At 72.4% G+C, this 15,948-nt stretch carries 14 protein-coding genes; 4 read left to right on the forward strand and 10 right to left on the reverse strand.

All coding sequences use genetic code 11. From position 1 onward, the window contains the following. Positions 1-458: 458 nt before the first annotated feature. Positions 459-1,133 carry a hypothetical protein gene (locus tag CG740_RS25660; protein ID WP_159030408.1) on the forward strand — a complete coding sequence of 225 codons (675 nt, stop codon included), beginning with the start codon at positions 459-461 and terminating at the stop codon, positions 1,131-1,133. A gap of 12 nt (positions 1,134-1,145) precedes the next feature. Here CG740_RS25660 and proC read toward each other — a convergent pair whose 3' ends face one another. From proC to CG740_RS25680, 4 genes are all read right to left on the reverse strand, one after another. Further along, positions 1,146-1,955: a pyrroline-5-carboxylate reductase gene (proC, locus tag CG740_RS25665; protein WP_100577642.1), complete on the reverse strand. Its 810-nt coding sequence runs from the start codon at positions 1,953-1,955 to the stop codon at positions 1,146-1,148. A gap of 132 nt (positions 1,956-2,087) precedes the next feature. Beyond that, positions 2,088-2,825: an ABC transporter permease gene (locus CG740_RS25670; protein WP_234376486.1), complete on the reverse strand. Its 738-nt coding sequence runs from the start codon at positions 2,823-2,825 to the stop codon at positions 2,088-2,090. A gap of 89 nt (positions 2,826-2,914) precedes the next feature. Further along, positions 2,915-3,829 carry an ABC transporter ATP-binding protein gene (locus CG740_RS25675; protein WP_100577644.1) on the reverse strand — a complete coding sequence of 305 codons (915 nt, stop codon included), beginning with the start codon at positions 3,827-3,829 and terminating at the stop codon, positions 2,915-2,917. A gap of 53 nt (positions 3,830-3,882) precedes the next feature. After that, the gene (locus tag CG740_RS25680; protein ID WP_100577645.1) at positions 3,883-4,719 is read right to left on the reverse strand and encodes a class I SAM-dependent methyltransferase; all 837 of its coding nucleotides are present in this window, start codon (positions 4,717-4,719) and stop codon (positions 3,883-3,885) included. A 467-nt stretch (positions 4,720-5,186) separates the two neighbouring features. On the opposite strand from CG740_RS25680, the gene CG740_RS25685 reads away from it, so the two are divergent. Next, positions 5,187-5,693, forward strand: a complete 507-nt coding sequence (locus CG740_RS25685) for a hypothetical protein (RefSeq protein WP_100577646.1) — start codon at positions 5,187-5,189, stop codon at positions 5,691-5,693. A 48-nt stretch (positions 5,694-5,741) separates the two neighbouring features. Here CG740_RS25685 and CG740_RS25690 read toward each other — a convergent pair whose 3' ends face one another. After that, positions 5,742-6,029, reverse strand: coding sequence for a hypothetical protein (locus CG740_RS25690; protein ID WP_234376487.1), 288 nt, complete (start codon positions 6,027-6,029; stop codon positions 5,742-5,744). Positions 6,030-6,155: 126 nt separating this feature from the next. Here CG740_RS25690 and CG740_RS25695 point away from each other — a divergent pair, with 126 nt between their 5' ends. After that, complete coding sequence (locus CG740_RS25695; RefSeq protein ID WP_100577648.1) at positions 6,156-8,339, forward strand: protein kinase domain-containing protein; 2,184 nt, start codon at positions 6,156-6,158, stop codon at positions 8,337-8,339. Positions 8,340-8,370: 31 nt separating this feature from the next. Here CG740_RS25695 and ilvD read toward each other — a convergent pair whose 3' ends face one another. The 4 genes from ilvD to CG740_RS25715 form a co-directional block, all read right to left on the reverse strand. Next, complete coding sequence (gene ilvD, locus CG740_RS25700) at positions 8,371-10,221, reverse strand: dihydroxy-acid dehydratase (RefSeq protein ID WP_100577649.1); 1,851 nt, start codon at positions 10,219-10,221, stop codon at positions 8,371-8,373. A 310-nt stretch (positions 10,222-10,531) separates the two neighbouring features. Beyond that, positions 10,532-11,170, reverse strand: a complete 639-nt coding sequence (locus CG740_RS25705; RefSeq protein WP_100577650.1) for a TetR/AcrR family transcriptional regulator — start codon at positions 11,168-11,170, stop codon at positions 10,532-10,534. Next, positions 11,167-11,988: a sugar phosphate isomerase/epimerase family protein gene (locus CG740_RS25710; RefSeq protein WP_199846572.1), complete on the reverse strand. Its 822-nt coding sequence runs from the start codon at positions 11,986-11,988 to the stop codon at positions 11,167-11,169. The genes CG740_RS25705 and CG740_RS25710 overlap by 4 nt, the downstream gene beginning before the upstream one ends. Before the next feature lie 101 nt (positions 11,989-12,089). Continuing rightward, positions 12,090-13,022, reverse strand: a complete 933-nt coding sequence (locus CG740_RS25715) for a Ppx/GppA phosphatase family protein (protein WP_100577652.1) — start codon at positions 13,020-13,022, stop codon at positions 12,090-12,092. 52 nt (positions 13,023-13,074) lie between these two features. On the opposite strand from CG740_RS25715, the gene CG740_RS25720 reads away from it, so the two are divergent. After that, the gene (locus CG740_RS25720) at positions 13,075-13,911 is read left to right on the forward strand and encodes a hypothetical protein (protein WP_100577653.1); all 837 of its coding nucleotides are present in this window, start codon (positions 13,075-13,077) and stop codon (positions 13,909-13,911) included. Positions 13,912-13,935: 24 nt separating this feature from the next. Here CG740_RS25720 and CG740_RS25725 read toward each other — a convergent pair whose 3' ends face one another. Continuing rightward, positions 13,936-15,600 (reverse strand): BACON domain-containing protein, encoded by a 1,665-nt coding sequence (locus CG740_RS25725; protein WP_100577654.1) that lies wholly within the window; start codon positions 15,598-15,600, stop codon positions 13,936-13,938. Positions 15,601-15,948 lie beyond the last annotated feature (348 nt).

The following is a 15,948-nucleotide window of genomic DNA, read 5'->3' on the forward strand; positions in this document are numbered from 1 at the left end:
TCGGGCCCGATTCCCGGTCTCCCGGGGCCAAGTCGGCTTGTCTTCCCGGCTGTTGGGCCGTTCCGACGAGTGAGACATTAGCGGAATCCTGGCCCCCGACGCCAATCGGGGTGCGTTCTCGAACGCGGATTCCTCATTTCGCAAAAGCGCACGAAAAACGAGACGACTAGGTGTCGTTCATAAGAAGTGGTTGGTGCGGAATGGCTGTCCGGGGACCGACCGGGGTCGGCGCTCACGTCGGACAACTCGGAGAACACTACGTAGCGGGGATGGCCGTGTCAACCCTCGGCCGTGGCTCCCCGGGGGAGATCGGGGGCGGGCCGCCGGGGTGGTCCCACGGGGTGGTTCAGCGGGGTGGTTTGGCGGGCTCAGGCGTCCCGACCTCGTACTTTCGGCGGAGGCAGGCGTGGCGTGACGGCTGATCTCCTGGCGCTGCCCTGCGTCCTAGCTTGGCGAGTATGAGGTCTCTTCTTCGGATTGCCGTGGCCGCCGCGACCTTCCTCCTGGTGGGGATGGCCGTCGCGCCCGGGGCCGCACACGCCGTGAATGGCGATGAGCGGATCGCCCAGATGCGGCTGCGGGTCGTCGATGCGGTCAACGAGGGCACCCTGAGCGAGATCCAGCGGCTCCGGGGCGCCACCGGTGGTGGCCTGTCCGAGGAGGTGGTCCGGCTTGAGGCGAAGCTGCGCAGCGGGTGGCAGCTCGCGGCGGACCTGAGGTCGGTGCGGTCGCACGGGGCTGTGCAGGGACGGGGCTTCGTGGAGGCCGCCGGGACACACACGGCGATGGGGTCGGCGACGGGCGCTGTCGCGGACGACGCCGGTAGTGGCGCGGCTCTGCTGTCGACGCCGGCCTCGTCGGCCTCGTCGACGCCGGCTGTGTATTCGGTCGCGTACTCGGTGGATCCGTCGGGCGGGTCCGTGAGCGGTTCGGCGAGGGCCTCGGCAGGCGGCTCGGCAGCTGGCTCGTCTTCCGGGCGTGGTCGCGGTGGGGACAACGCGTTCGAGGCCGCGCGGGCCGCGCTGCCGGACACCCCGGTCGGGGTGCTGAGCCTCATCGGTGGAGGTGCACTGGCCCTCGTCGGGGGCGGGATGGCCGCCGCCGTGGTGCGGCGGCCGTACAAGAAGGACTAGCCGCGGCCCGGTTCAGCTGTTGCCGGAGGCCAGTTCGCGGCTGCGGTCGCGGGCCGCTTCGAGTGCCGCGATCAGGGCGGCCCGTACGCCGTGGTTCTCCAGCTCGCGGATCGCGCTGATGGTCGTGCCCGCCGGGGACATCACCGCCTCGCGGAGCTTCACCGGGTGCTCGCCGCTGTCGCGCAGCATCACGGCGGCGCCGATCGCGGACTGCACGATCAGGTCGTACGCCTGGGCGCGTGGCAGGCCGAGCAGGATGCCGGCGTCCGTCATGGCCTCGACCAGGTAGTAGAAGTAGGCCGGGCCCGAGCCGGAGAGGGCCGTTGCCGCGTCCTGCTGCGACTCCGGCACGCGCAGGGTCTTGCCCACGCCGCCGAAGATCTCCTCCGTATGGGCGAGGTGGTCCGGGGTCGCGTGGCTGCCCGCACTGATCACCGACATGCCCTCGTCGACCAGGACCGGCGTGTTCGGCATGACGCGTACGACCGGGGTGCCGGCGGCCAGGCGGGCCTCGATGAACGAGCTCGGGATGCCGGCGGCGGCACTGATCACCAGGCGGTCGTTGGTGAGGTGCGGGGCGAGTTCGTCCAGGAGCGTGCCCATGTCCTGGGGCTTCACGGCGAGGATCAGGGTGTCCGCGCGCTTGGCGGCCTCGGCGTTGGTGACGGCGTCCACGCCGTAACGGTTGTGGAGTTCCGCGGCGCGGTCGGGGCGGCGGGCGGTCACGAGGAGGTTGGCCGGGTGCCAGCCGGCCCGGATCATTCCGCTGAGGAGGGCCTCGCCGATCTTGCCGGTGCCGAGGACTGCGACGGTCTGGGTCATGGTCACCCTCCAGGTGGTGCGGCGCTTCGTGCCGTCATCCTCGCATCGGGGGCGGCCGGCCGAAGGGGGCGTCCGAAGGGCGGTACGGGGCGCGGCGTTACGCCGTTGCGGGGCCGGCGGGCAGGTACGGGTTCACGGGGTGCGGCGGGGCAGGGTGGCCGCGCCCAGGGCCAGGACCACGATCGCCACCGCGGCCACGATGCCGGCGTCCCGCGCGAAGGCGGCCGTGGGGTGGGGGTGGTGCAGGACCTGGGTCATCGCGTCGACCGCGTACGACATGGGCAGCACGTCGGAGATCCAGCGCAGTACCGGCTGCATGGTGTCGCGCGGGGTGAACAGGCCGCAGAGCAGGAGCTGGGGGAAGATCACCGCCGGCATGAACTGGACCGCCTGGAACTCCGATGCCGCGAACGCGGAGACGAACAGGCCGAGGGCGGTGCCGAGCAGCGCGTCGAGGAGGGCGACCAGAAGGAGCAGCCACGGGGAGCCGGTGACGTTCAGGTCGAGCAGCCAGAGGGCGATGCCCGTCGCGATGAGCGACTGGAGCACGGCGATCGCGCCGAACGCGAGTGCGTAGCCCCCGATGAGGTCGCCTTTGGCCAGGGGCATGGCGAGGAGGCGTTCCAGGGTGCCGGAGGTGCGTTCGCGCAGGGTGGCGATGGACGACACCAGGAACATCGTGATCAGCGGGAAGATGCCGAGCAGTGAGGCGCCGATGCTGTTGAACACGGCCGGGCTGCCGTCGAACACGTACCGGAGCAGGATGATCATCAGGGACGGGACGATCAGGAGCAGCGCGATCGTGCGGGGGTCGTGGCGCAGCTGACGCAGGACGCGGGCGGCGGTCGCGAGGGTGCGGGACGCGGTCATGGGGTTGCCTCGTCGGAGTGGGGGGTGCACGAAGGTGGCCGGGGGCGTGCCCGAAGGTGGCGGGGGGTGCGCGTAGGTGGCGGGGGCGGTCATCGGGCGGCCTCGTCCACCAGGTGCAGGAAGGCTTCTTCGACGGTTTCGGTGCGGGTACGGCTGCGCAGGGCGTCGGGGGTGTCCTCGGCGAGGAGCGTGCCGTCGCGGAGCAGGAGCAGGCGGTGGCAGCGCTCCGCTTCGTCCATGACGTGCGAGGACACCAGGAGGGTGGTTCCGCGGGTGGTGGCGATGGAGTGGAAGAGGGCCCACAGGTCGCGGCGGAGTACGGGGTCGAGGCCTACGGTCGGTTCGTCCAGGACGAGCAGTTCGGGGCTGCCGAGCAGGGCGACGGCGAGCGAGACCCGGCTCAGCTGGCCGCCGGAGAGCCGGCCCGCCAGGTCGTCGGCGTGGCTGGTGAGGTCGACGTCCTCGATGGCTCGGGCGACGGCTTCGGCGCGGGCGGTGCGGGCTTCGGCCCGGGTGGGGCGGGCCTGGGTTCGGCGGGCCTGGGTTGGGCGGGCTTCAGGGTGGGCTTCCGCTTGGGGCTCGCCGTGGGTGCGGCCGGGGTGGAGTACCGCCGCGAAGTAGTCCAGATTCTGACGCACCGTCAAGTCCTGGTAAATGGACGGGGCTTGAGTCACGTAGCCGATCCGTTTGCGCAGGGCGGGGGTGCCTGCGGGGGCGTCCAGGACCGTGAGCGTGCCGGTGGCTTTGGCCTGGGTGCCCACGATCGCCCGCATCAGGGTGGACTTTCCGCAGCCGGAGGGGCCGAGGAGACCGGTGATTCGGGCGCGCGGGACGGTGAAGTCCAGGCTCTGGAGGACTTTGCGGTTGTCTCTTACAACCGTGAGGGCGGTCGCCGTTACGGCGGGGCGGGGGCCGGGTGACTGCTCGGGGGTGGGGCCGGTGCCGGGCGGCCCGTTGTCGGGGGTGGTGCTGTTGCCCGGAGGGTGCGGGCTGTAATTCACCATGTGATGAATAGTGCGCCCGGGTGGGTTCGGGCGTCAAGGACCGTCGTGCGTCGTCATGGGGCGTCGTTGCGGGCCAGGCGCAGGTGGACCACGTAGCTTTCCTCGATCGTGCCGTCGGGGAAGAGTTCGCTCAGTACGGCGTGCTCGCGGGTCATGAACTCCTGCGTCCGCTCCTCGCCGGAGACCAGAAACAGGGAGTGGCTGCCGAGGTTCGCGAGGTGGGTGGCGAGCGGGACCTTGCGGGTGTGGGGGATGGTGCGTTCGGTGAAGGTCAGGCCGGGGATGTCGGTCCAGGGGTGGTCGCCCCGTTGGGTGGGCTCGGGGTGGTTGGGGCGGCCTGCTTGGACGGGTTGGCCCGTTTGGGCCGCCTGGTCTGCTGGGGCCGGTTGGGCTGCTGGGGTTGCCTGGTCTGCTTGGAAGAAGGCGCGGATTCGGGCGTCCTGGTCTGCGAGCCACTGAGCGGAGTGGTCCGTGTGGTTCCACCACAGGGCGAGTGCGCCGCCCGGACGCAGTACTCGGCGGGCTTCCGGGCCCGCCTTCGCCGGGTCGATCCAATGCCAGGCCTGGGCGTACGTGATGAAGTCCGCGGATGCGGTGGCGAGGGGGAGGTGGTTGCCGTCGCCCCGCACCAGAGGGATGTCCGGGTTGTTCCTGCGGAACTCGGCGGCCATGCCGTCGCCGGGCTCCACCGCTGTGACCCTGGCGCCTCGGGCGTGCAGGAGGGTGCTGGCGATGCCGGTGCCGGCGCCGATGTCCGCGACGTGCGCGTTGCGCAGGGGGTGGGCTGCGAGTGCCTCGACGGCGTCGAGGAGGGCCGGGGGGTAGGAGGGGCGGTTGGCGGCGTATTGGGCTGCGGCGGCGTTGAAGGAGTGGGCGCGGGGTCGGGTCATGGGGGGAGTTTGCCGTGCGGGGGGTTGGGGGGTGGTGGTTTTCCCGCCCGCCCGTTCCGCCGTGCCGAGGGGTTCGGGGGGTGGGGGAAGCGAATTCCTTCGCGCTGAGGTGGGCGGGTCCCCTTCCGACTGCCGACCGTGCGTGGTCGCTCGCGCAGTTCCCCGCGCCCCCAAGCACGCCAGCACCCGCAGAACCGAAATCCCACCCCGGGTGAGCCCGACCCCCTATCGACCAGCCACCATGCGTGGTCGCTCGCGCAGTTCCCCGCGCCCCTAAACACGCCAGCACCCGCAGAACCGAAATCCCACCCCGGGTGAGCCGGACCCCCTTTCGACCGCCCACCGGGCATGGCCTGTCGCGCCCCTGACCACGCCACCGCCGGTCGGCAGCGCCCGAAGCCGACCCCATCGTGAGGTGGCGCCTTCGGTCGGGCGACGGGGGTCGGTGCTCGGGGATAATCGGGGTCATGACCGAGAACAAGGGCGAGAGCGACGCCGCGCGCGGGGCCACTCCCGTCGGACCCCAGCCCGAGGCCATCCGATTCTTCGGCACCACCTGGGTGGACCACGACGGGGGCTACGGGCTGCGCCGGGTGGGCGCGGGGATCGGCGCGGTCGCGGCGGCGGTCGCGGCGTGCTTCGTCCTGCGGTTCGCCTACGAGGGCTTGCAGCTCGCGAACACCGGCTCGTTCGTCAACGTGCTGGTCGTCGTGATGTTCGCGATCTGTAGCGCGATGGCCTTCCGCAAGACCTGGGAGGGCTTCTCGACCCGGCCCGCCGACCCGGACGCGGACCGCTCCCTCCAGGGCCTCAAGGCCATCGGCTTCATCGGCTCGCTGCTGGCCTACGCCGCTCGCACCTTCACCGAGGCCCCCGGTGAAGCCCTGCACCGCAAGGAATACGAAGCGGCCCTCGCCCAATGGACCCGGCGCAAGAACAACCCCGCGACCCGCAAGCGCCCCAAGCGGAAGTAGGGGAAGTAGGGGACGACGGGGGGAAGGTAGGGCGCCGGGCGGGGCCGGTCAGCCGCAGCGCGGAGCCACGTAGCCGTCGCTGCCCGTCTTCACGTACGCGTCCGCGACGAACCGGCCGTTGCCGATGTTGTCCCAGATGTTCGACGTGCCGTAGGGGCCCGTGACCCGCGTGCCCGGGGTCTGGCAGTTCACCGGGACCGTCGCGCCCAGCGGCAGGACGTCCACGATCGAATAGCCCGTGCCCGGACCACTGCGTACGTTCAGTTCGCAGCCGGGGGCCACCGGGTAGCGGTGCACCGACCCCGACGCCATTGTTTCGGCCGACTCTGCTGTCATGTCCAACTCCCCCATTGGCTTCACTCTGCGTGCAACACGCAGGCTAGCAAGCGCCGTGGGTCCCTTAAGGCCCATCGACTAGGCTCCGTCGGGCGTACGCGTAAACCGGACACACGGGGGTGGGCCATGGCGTCGCCGCGCACTGTCGGGTTCGGGGCGCCGGGTGACGACGACCCGGAGTCCGTCGGGGCGTACCGGCTCGAAACCGTCATCGGCTCGGGTGGCATGGGGGTGGTGCATCTGGCCACGTCGCCGTCCGGCATGCGGCTCGCCGTCAAGGTCGTGCACGCCCAGCACGCCGCCGATCCGGAGTTCCGGGCGCGGTTCCGGCAGGAAGTCTCGGCGGCCCGGCGGGTCAGCGGCGCGTTCACCGCCTCCGTCGTCGACGCCGACCCCGATGCCGAGCGGCCCTGGATGGCCACCCTGCACGTCCCCGGGCCCACTCTCGCCGAGCGGGTCAAGCAGGACGGGCCCCTGAACGCCGTCGAGGTGCGCCGGCTCGGTGCCGGGCTCGCCGAGGCGTTGCGGGACATCCACCGGGCCGGGGTGGTGCACCGGGACCTCAAGCCGAGCAACGTCCTGCTCGCCGCCGACGGACCCAAGGTCATCGACTTCGGGATCTCGCGGCCGTACGACAGCGATCTGCGCACCGAGACCGGCAAGCTCATCGGCACCCCGCCGTTCATGGCGCCCGAGCAGTTCCAGCGGCCCCGGGAGGTCGGGCCCGCCGCGGACGTGTTCGCCATGGGAGCCGTGCTCGTGCACGCCGCGACCGGGCGGGGGCCCTTCGACTCCGACTCCCCGTATGTCGTCGCCTATCAAGTGGTCCACAACGAGCCCGACTTGGCCGGGGTGCCCGACGACCTGGTGCCCGTGCTGCGCGGCTGTCTCGCCAAGGACCCGCGGGAACGGCCCACTCCGGACCAGTTGATGTCGGCGCTGCGCTCCGCCGCGTACGGCTCCGAGGCCCATATTCCAACTCAGCAGTTTCGTAACCCTGTTGGTGGCGTCGGTTCCATGGATCGCGTCGACCCCGTCGGACCCGCCGAACCCGCCGGATCCGAGAAGGGGGCCCCGCGCCGGGCTCGGTGGGTCGCGGGGGCCGCCGTCCTGGTCGGGGTCGCCGCGGTCGTCGGAGCCGGTGTCGTCGGTGTGCGGATGCTGCCCGATGGTGCCGACGGTACGGAGGCCGTGGCCGCCGCGCCCGAGCAGCACGGGGCCGCTCAATTCCGGCCCTGGAATACCCAGTTGGAGGCATCAGGCAAGGCGAGCGGTGGCATTGGTGGGAACCGTACGGCCTTCTGCTCGGCGGGGGACGGCGACGGCGCCCTGTACTGTTCCGCGCCCGGCATCGCCCTGGCCCGACTCGACGCCGTCGGTGGGAAGGCCGTGTGGACGGTGGCAGGGGCGGGTGAACAGCTCCTCTCGGACGACTACGCGCCCATCGTGTCCGGCGGCCGGGTCCTGGCCAGGGTTCCGGGCGGACCGTTGCGGGCGTATGACCCGGGGACCGGGAAGCCGGTCTGGTCCGCCGACGTATCGGGGTACTCGGGGGTACGTTCCGCAGCCGGCGCGGTACTGCTCACCACGGCGGACGGGCACGCGACCGCGCTCAACTCCCGTACGGGCAACGAGATTTGGCGGAAGGCGCTGGGCGGTCCCCGGTCCCAGTGGATCGCGCCCGGCGGGGTTGGAACAGGGGCCGTCTACGTCGTGACGCCCCCCGGCGCCTCCGGTGACGGCGGCACGACCTCCATCGCCGCCGTCGATCCCGCCGACGGTTCGGTGCGGTGGCGGGCCGGCGTGAAGGGGCGGCTGACGCCCGTCGCGGCCGACGGCGGGGCCGTGATGCTGCTCGCCACCGACACGAGCGGGTTCACCACCGCGGTGGTACGCCTCGACACGGCCACCCGCACCGCCCGCCGCACCACGCTCACCGCGCCGCTCGACCAGGCGCAGGCCGGGGTCGACGGGGACGCGGTGTATCTGTTCGGGGCGGGTGGGGCACTGGTCTCGGTCGATTCCCTCCGCGGCGAGGAGAAGTGGCGGCTCGACACGGGGGTGGCCCGCGCCTCACGGCCGGTCGCCTCGGGCGGGCGGGTGTTCCTGACCGGCGCCGACGGCCGGCTGCTCGCCTTCGACGCGGGCAAGGGTGTACTCGTCGGGCAGACCAACCCCCGTATGAACGAGGGGCGTTACTCCTTCACGCCCGCACTCCCGGCGCCGCTCGCCGTCGGGGGGCGGGTGTATGCCGCCTCCCCCGACGGGTCGGTGTTCGGGGTCGATCCCGGGGACATCGGGAGCTGGTGACGTCCCGTCAGGCCGCTGTCGCCCGGTGGCTTCAGCCGAGCTTCGAGACGTCCCTGACCGCACCCCGGTCGGCGCTGGTGGCCATCGCCGCGTAGGCGCGCAGCGCTGCGGACACCTTGCGCTCGCGGTCCTTCGGGGCGTACACCCCGTTCAGTGCCTCGCGCCGGGTCGCCAACTCGGCGTCGGGGACCAGGAGTTCGATCGTACGGTTGGGGATGTCGATCCGGATGCGGTCGCCGTCCTCGACGAGCGCGATGGTGCCGCCGGACGCCGCCTCGGGCGAGGCGTGGCCGATGGACAGGCCCGAAGTGCCGCCGGAGAAGCGGCCGTCGGTGATCAGCGCGCAGGTCTTGCCGAGGCCGCGGCCCTTGAGGAACGACGTCGGGTACAGCATCTCCTGCATGCCGGGGCCGCCCTTGGGGCCCTCGTAGCGGATCACGACGACGTCGCCGTGCGTGATCTGCTTCTTGAGGATCTTGTCGACGGCCTGCTCCTGCGACTCGCAGACGACGGCCGGGCCCTCGAAGGTCCAGATCGACTCGTCGACCCCGGCCGTCTTCACGACACAGCCGTCCTCGGCGAGGTTGCCGTGCAGGACCGCGAGACCGCCGTCCTTGCTGTACGCGTGCGCCGCGTCCCGGATGCAGCCCTCGGCGGCGTCGGTGTCCAGCGTGTCCCAGCGCTCGGACTGCGAGAACGCGGTGGCCGAGCGGACGCAGCCGGGGGCGGCGTGCCACAGCTCGACCGCCTCGGCGGACGGGGAGCCGCCGCGCACGTCCCAGGCGTCCAGCCACTCCTTGATGGAGCGGGAGTGGACGGTGTGGACGTCCTCGTTGAGCAGGCCCGCGCGGTACAGCTCGCCGAGGATGGCGGGGATGCCGCCGGCCCGGTGGACGTCCTCCATGTAGTACGTACGGTTCTTGGCGACGTTCGGGGCGACCTTGGCCAGGCACGGGACGCGGCGGCTCACGGCGTCCATGTCGCCGAGGCCGTAGTCGAGTTCGGCCTCCTGGGCGGCGGCCAGCAGGTGCAGGATCGTGTTGGTCGAGCCGCCCATGGCGATGTCGAGCGCCATGGCGTTCTCGAACGCGGCGCGGGTCGCGATGGAGCGGGGCAGGACGGTGTGGTCGTCCTCCTCGTAGTGCCGCTTGGTGATCTCGACGACCGTGCGGGCCGCGTTCTCGTAGAGCGCGCGGCGGGCGGTGTGGGTCGCGAGCACCGAGCCGTTGCCGGGGAGGCTCAGGCCGATCGCCTCGGTCAGGCAGTTCATGGAGTTGGCCGTGAACATGCCGGAGCAGGAGCCGCAGGTGGGGCAGGCGTTCTCCTCGATGCGGAGGATGTCCGCGTCGGAGATCTTGTCGTTGACCGCGTCCGAGATCGCGTCGACCAGGTCGAGGGTGCGGACCGTGCCGTCCACCAGGGTCGCCTTGCCGGACTCCATCGGGCCGCCGGAGACGAAGACGGTGGGGATGTTGAGGCGGAGCGCCGCCATCAGCATGCCGGGGGTGATCTTGTCGCAGTTGGAGATGCAGATCAGGGCGTCGGCGCAGTGGGCTTCCACCATGTACTCCACGCTGTCCGCGATGAGGTCGCGGGAGGGGAGGCTGTAGAGCATGCCGCCGTGGCCCATGGCGATGCCGTCGTCCACGGCGATGGTGTTGAACTCGCGGGGGACCGCGCCGGCGGCCAGGATCGCCTCGCTGACGATCCGGCCCACCGGGGCGAGGTGGGTGTGGCCCGGCACGAACTCGGTGAAGCTGTTCGCCACGGCGATGATCGGCTTGCCGATGTCCTCGCTCGCTACACCGGAGGCCCGCATAAGGGCGCGGGCGCCCGCCATGTTGCGGCCGTGGGTGACTGTGCGGGACCTCAGCTCGGGCATCGTCGCTCGTCTCCTAGGTATGGGTCTGCTCTGGTGCGAGCCTACGCCTGGCTCCGCCATCTGGACAGGGCGTCCAGATGTTGGGACAGGGGGTTCGCCATGTGGCCCCCGGGCCGGGCGGGGCCGAGTCCCTGGGGCTTGCGCCCCCAGACCCCCGTTCGCGCCTGAACGGCGCTCGTCCTCAAACGCCGGACAGGCTGTAGGTGTCCCAGCACCCGGCGCTCTCAGGGGCGCGGGGAACTGCGCGAACGGCCCCCACGGGCCGCAGCCGAAGAACTCACCCCCGGGGTCTGGGGCGGAGCCCCAGGGGTCATGCCTCGGTCAGGTAGCGCTGGAGGGTGGGGCCCACCAAGGCCACGATCCGGGCGGGCGGGACCGACGCCAGGGGCTCCAGCTCCAGTACGTACCGCATGATCACGATCCCCATCATGTGCGACGCCGCCAGCTCCGCCCGGAGCCGGGGGTCGGGGACCGACAGCTCGGCCGCGACCCGCTCCAGGAGGCGCCGCAGCACCACCCCCCGCAGCACCTTCGCCGCCGCCTCGTGCGTGAGCGCCGAGCGGATCACGGCGAGCAGCGGCGTGCGGGTCGCCGGGTTCTCCCAGATCGCCAGGAAGTGGCGGGCCAGGCGTTCGCCGACGCCGTCGAAGGAGTCGCCCAGGATCGCCTCCACCGTCAGCGCCGGTTCGAAGTCGACTTCGATGGCCGCCGCGAACACCGCCTCCTTCGTGCCGAAGTAGTGGTGCACCAGCGCCGCGTCCACCCCCGCCGCCTTGGCGATCCCGCGCATGGACGTCTTGTCGTACCCCCGGCCGGAGAACTCCGTACGGGCCGCCCCGAGGATCCGTTCGCGGGTGCCGGGGCCGTCGTCCCCGGCGGAGCGCGGCGGGCGGCCGCGCCGGCGGGGGGTGGCCGGCCCCGCGCCCGTGCCGTTCGCCGCGTCCGTCATCCGCGGCGGGCCGGCGCGGACGCCAGGTGCAGCCGGGTGAAGGCGAGGGCCTCGGCCAGGTCGGCCTCGCGTTCGGCGGCGGACATGGCCCGGCGGGTGTTGACCTCGATGACGATGTGGCCGTCGAAGCCCGTCAGGGCGAGGCGCTCCAGGAGTTCCGCGCAGGGCTGGGTGCCGCGGCCCGGCACCAGGTGCTCGTCCTTCGCCGATCCGCGCCCGTCCGCGAGGTGGACGTGGGCCAGCCGGTCGCCCATCCGGTCGACCATGGCCATCGCGTCGATGCGGGAGGTCGCCGCGTGCGAGAGGTCGACGGTGAAGTTGCGGTAGTCGTCCTTCGTCACGTCCCAGTCGGGGGCGTACGCCAGCATCTCGCGGTCCCGGTAGCGCCACGGGTACATGTTCTCCACCGCGAATCTGACGTCCGTCTCGTCCGCCATCCGCCAGATCCCGTCGACGAAGTCGCGCGAGTACTGGCGCTGCCAGCGGAAGGGAGGGTGGACCACCACCGCGGAGGCGCCGAGCTTCTCCGCCGCCGAGCGCGCCCGCTGGAGCTTCACCCAGGGGTCGGTGGACCAGACCCGCTGCGTGATCAGCAGACATGGCGCGTGGACGGCCAGGATCGGCACCTGGTGATGGTCGGAGAGCCGCCGCAGGGCTTCGATGTCCTGGCTCACGGGGTCGGTCCAGACCATGACCTCGACACCGTCGTAGCCCAGGCGCGCGGCGATCTCGAAGGCCGTTGCCGTCGACTCCGGATAGACCGAGGCCGTGGACAGGGCGACCTTCGCATCCGGGATGCGCACCACTGGTTCTGCCACGCAGACAGGGTACGGGCCGTCACCGCCGGGAGGGGAGGCGGTCCGGCGACCCCGACGAACGTCACACTCGCCGGTAACCCCGGGCCCGCCCCCGGCCGCTTTCAGCCCACCGGCAGGTGGTCGAGGTGGCGCAGGATGACGCCCTCGCGCAGCGCCCAGGGGCAGACCTCCAGCTCGTCGACCGCGAACAGGTCCATCGCCCCCTCCGCGACCAGCGCCCCCGCCAGCAGTTGCGGGGCCCGGCCCTCCGAGACGCCGGGCAGCGTGGTGCGCTGCTCGGCGGTCATCGCGGCGAGCTTGGGCACCCACTCCTCCAGTGACCTGCGACTCAGGGTGCGCTGCACGTAGGCGCCCTCGCTCGACCGTGCGGCCCCCGCGATCCGCGCGAGCTGCTTGAACGTCTTGGAGGTGGCGACGACGTGGTCGGGGCGGCCCGAACGCGTGAACTCCCCTACCGTGCCCGCGATTTGAGCCCGGACATGGCGGCGCAGCGCCCGTACGTCGGCCGGGTCCGGCGGGTCGCCCGGCAGCCAGCCCGCGGTCAGCCGGCCCGCGCCCAGCGGCAGCGAGACCGCCGCGTCCGGTTCCTCGTCGATGCCGTACGCCACTTCGAGGGAGCCGCCGCCGATGTCGAGCAGCAGCAGCTTCCCGGCCGACCAGCCGTACCAGCGGCGGGCCGCGAGGAAGGTGAGGCGGGCCTCCTCCTCGCCGGACAGCACGGCGAGCTCGACACCGGTCTCGTCGTGGACCCGGGCGATGACGTGCTCGACGTTGCTGGCCTCGCGCACCGCCGAGGTCGCGAAGGGGAGCAGTTCCTGGACGCCCTTGTCCTCGGCGGAGAGCAGCGCCGCACTGATCGTGGCGACGAGCCGGTCGATGCCCTCCGGTCCGATCGCACCGTCCTCGTCGAGGAGTTCGGCCAGCCGCAGTTCGGCCTTGTGCGAGTGCGCGGGCAGCGGCGCGGCACCGGCGTGCGCGTCCACCACCAGCAGATGAACCGTGTTCGACCCCACATCGAGGACTCCGAGTCTCATGGACTGAACGCTACTGCGCGTGGCGACACCCCCTCGGACATACGCTGGAGGTGTGCCAAAGACGAAAAAGGCGAAGCCGGGCAAAGCCAATGCCCCGAAGAATCCCGCGAAGCCGTCGCAGGACGGGCGGAAGAAGGTCCAGGACGAGCAGGGGATCGACTTTCCGCGGGCCTGGGTCGAGTTCTCCGATCCCGCCGACGACGAGCAGGTCTTCCGCTGCGACCTGACGTGGCTCACCTCACGGTGGACCTGCATCTTCGGCAGCGGCTGCCAGGGCATCGAGGCGGGCCGGGCGGACGACGGCTGCTGCACGCTCGGCGCCCACTTCTCCGACAAGGACGACGAGAAGCGGGTGGCCGGGCACGTGGCGCGGCTCACTCCGGAGCTCTGGCAGTTCCACGACGTGGGTACGGAGTCGGGCTGGATCCAGACCGACGAGGACGGCGACCGCCAGACCCGGCGCTGGAACGGCTCGTGCATCTTCCAGAACCGGCCGGGCTTCGCGGGCGGCGCCGGCTGCTCGCTGCACATCCTGGCCCTCAAGGAGGGCAAGGAGCCGCTGGAGACCAAGCCGGACGTCTGCTGGCAGCTGCCGGTGCGCCGGACGTACGACTGGATCGAGCGGCCCGACGACACCAAGGTGCTCCAGATCTCGATCGGCGAGTACGACCGGCGCGGCTGGGGCCCCGGCGGCCACGACCTGCACTGGTGGTGCACCTCGGCGACCTCCGCGCACGGGGCGGGTGAGCCGGTGTACGTGACGTACCGGCCGGAGCTGACCGAGCTGATGGGCGCGGAGGCGTACGCCGTCCTCGTCGAGCAGTGTGAGGCGCGGCTCGCCTCGCAGCTTCCGCTCGTCGCTCCGCATCCGGCCGATCCGAAGCGGTAACTCTCGTACGGGGCAAGTGAGTTGTCAGCCGCTCGGAGTCGCGGTCGGGGACGGCGGCGTCTGCGTAGGTGTGGGCGTTGCCGTCGGGGTGGGGCTCTGGCTGGGCGGGGTCGGCGTCGGCGTGGGGCTGCCCGGGCTCTGAGTGGGCGGGGGCGAGCCCGGCGCGCTGGATCCGCCGGGTCCGGGGTGGCCCGTGGTGCCGGGGTCGGGCGAGGACGGGGTCACGATCGGGGTGCCGTCGCCGCCGATGCGTACCGCGGCACCGGACGGGGCCACCTCGACCCGGGCCGACCAGGCGTGGTGCGGCTCCGCGGCGTGGTCGACGCGGATGTACACGGTGACGCTCTCGCCGGGCGCGAGCCGGCCCGCGCTCTGGCTGAAGGTGAGCCAGCGGGCCCGGCTGCGCAGCGACCAGTCGACGGGGGCGCCGCCGGTCGAGGTGAGCGTGAGGACGGTCGTGTCGCCCGCCGAACTCGCGGCGACCGCGAGCCGGGCCGCGCCCGCCGGGGCCGTCGTGGGGCTGATGACCTCCACCGACACATCCGGGGCGCGGCTGCCCGCGGTGAAGCGGCTGTCGGGCTCGCTGCGGGCGTTGCCCGCGTTCTCGTAACGGTCGTACGGATGCCCGGCGATCCCGCCCGGGTTGTCGGCCTCGCTCGCGGTGACCTTGGCGCCGCCCTCGGGCTCGCCGGTCGCGGGGGCGCCGCGGTAGGCGGCCCACAGCGCGAAGACGGGGGCCGCCACGACCGTGGCGACGACCGTGGTGGTCACGGCCCTGGCGCGCAGCCGGTCGCGCCGGGCGGCCCGGTCCTTGGGGTCCATCGGGAAGCCGGTGCGGTCGAAGCGCGGGGCCCCGCCGCGCGCCCTCGGCACGTGCAGCATCGCGGCCTGCGCGGCGGCCCGCGGCGCCTCGGCCAGCGGCAGCGCGGCAGGCGTCACGGTCGAACCGGGCCAGGGATCGGCCGCGCCGGCGCGCTCGGCGGCGCGGCGGCAGCGGGGGCAGTCGTCGACGTGCCGGACCAGCTCGCGGCGCAGCGCCGCGGAGAGCAACACCTGGTGGTCACCGGTGAGTTGGGCGACCGTGGGGCAGCCGCCCATCTCGACGACGGCGAGCGCGGCCCGGGTCCGCTCGACCTCGCAGGCGCCCGCCGCGAGCAGTTCGCGCGCGGCCGGGTAGCTCAGGCCGAGCACCGAGGCGACCTCGCGGGTGCCGAGCTGGTGGCGGACGGCGAGTTCGAGCGCCTCGCGCTGCTCGGGCGTGGTGCCGGCGGCCTCCGGCCAGGCCAGCAGGGCGAGTTCGCGGTGGCGGCGCTCGCGCTCCTCCTCGGAGACCTCCACGGCCGGGGCCGGCTCGGGGGCCCGGCCGGTGTGGGCGCCCTGGCGGCCGCGCCTGCGCTCGGCGAGCTTGCGCAGACAGGCCCAGCGGGCCAGCGCGTACAGCCACGCCTTGCGTTCGGCCTCGCCCGCGGGGCAGCGCGCGTACTGGCGCTCGGAGACGGCGAGCAGGTCGCCGAGGGCCTCGGTCGCCTCGTCGTGGTCGCACAGGACGGACAGGCAATAGGTGAACAGGCCGTCGAGGTAGGCCTCGTACCGCGCGGGCGGCCGCTGGGTCAGGGTCCGGGGCGCACGGCGCTGCGCCCGGTGTGCGCCGGTGTTGTGCGCTGGTTGATCCAGTCTGCTGCTCGTCACGCGTGCGACCGTAGGGGCAGCATGAAGGGTTCTTCGTACCGGTTGAGCACATTTAATCCTTACGGGTGAACGTGTCCCTCAAAAGGGGACAGGAATGGGGAATTCCACGGCATTCCATGGCAGAGCCATCACGCACTGTGCAAACGGGCGCAAGGGATCGGGGCGACGTGCGCCCGGCCGCATCCACCCGAACGGCGGGGCGCGGAAAGCCGGGCCCCGCTCCCCGGCGCCGCTCCCGGCCCCACCGCCCGGCCTCGCGCCCCAGCCCCGCTCCGGTACGGCTCCGGCACGGCTCCCCGGCCCGGCCCCCCGCGCTCCCCGCCTCCACAGGTCCGCCGGGCGGGACTG

Source organism: Streptomyces sp. CB01201, assembly GCF_002803085.1.
Classification (GTDB): domain Bacteria; phylum Actinomycetota; class Actinomycetes; order Streptomycetales; family Streptomycetaceae; genus Streptomyces; species Streptomyces hundungensis.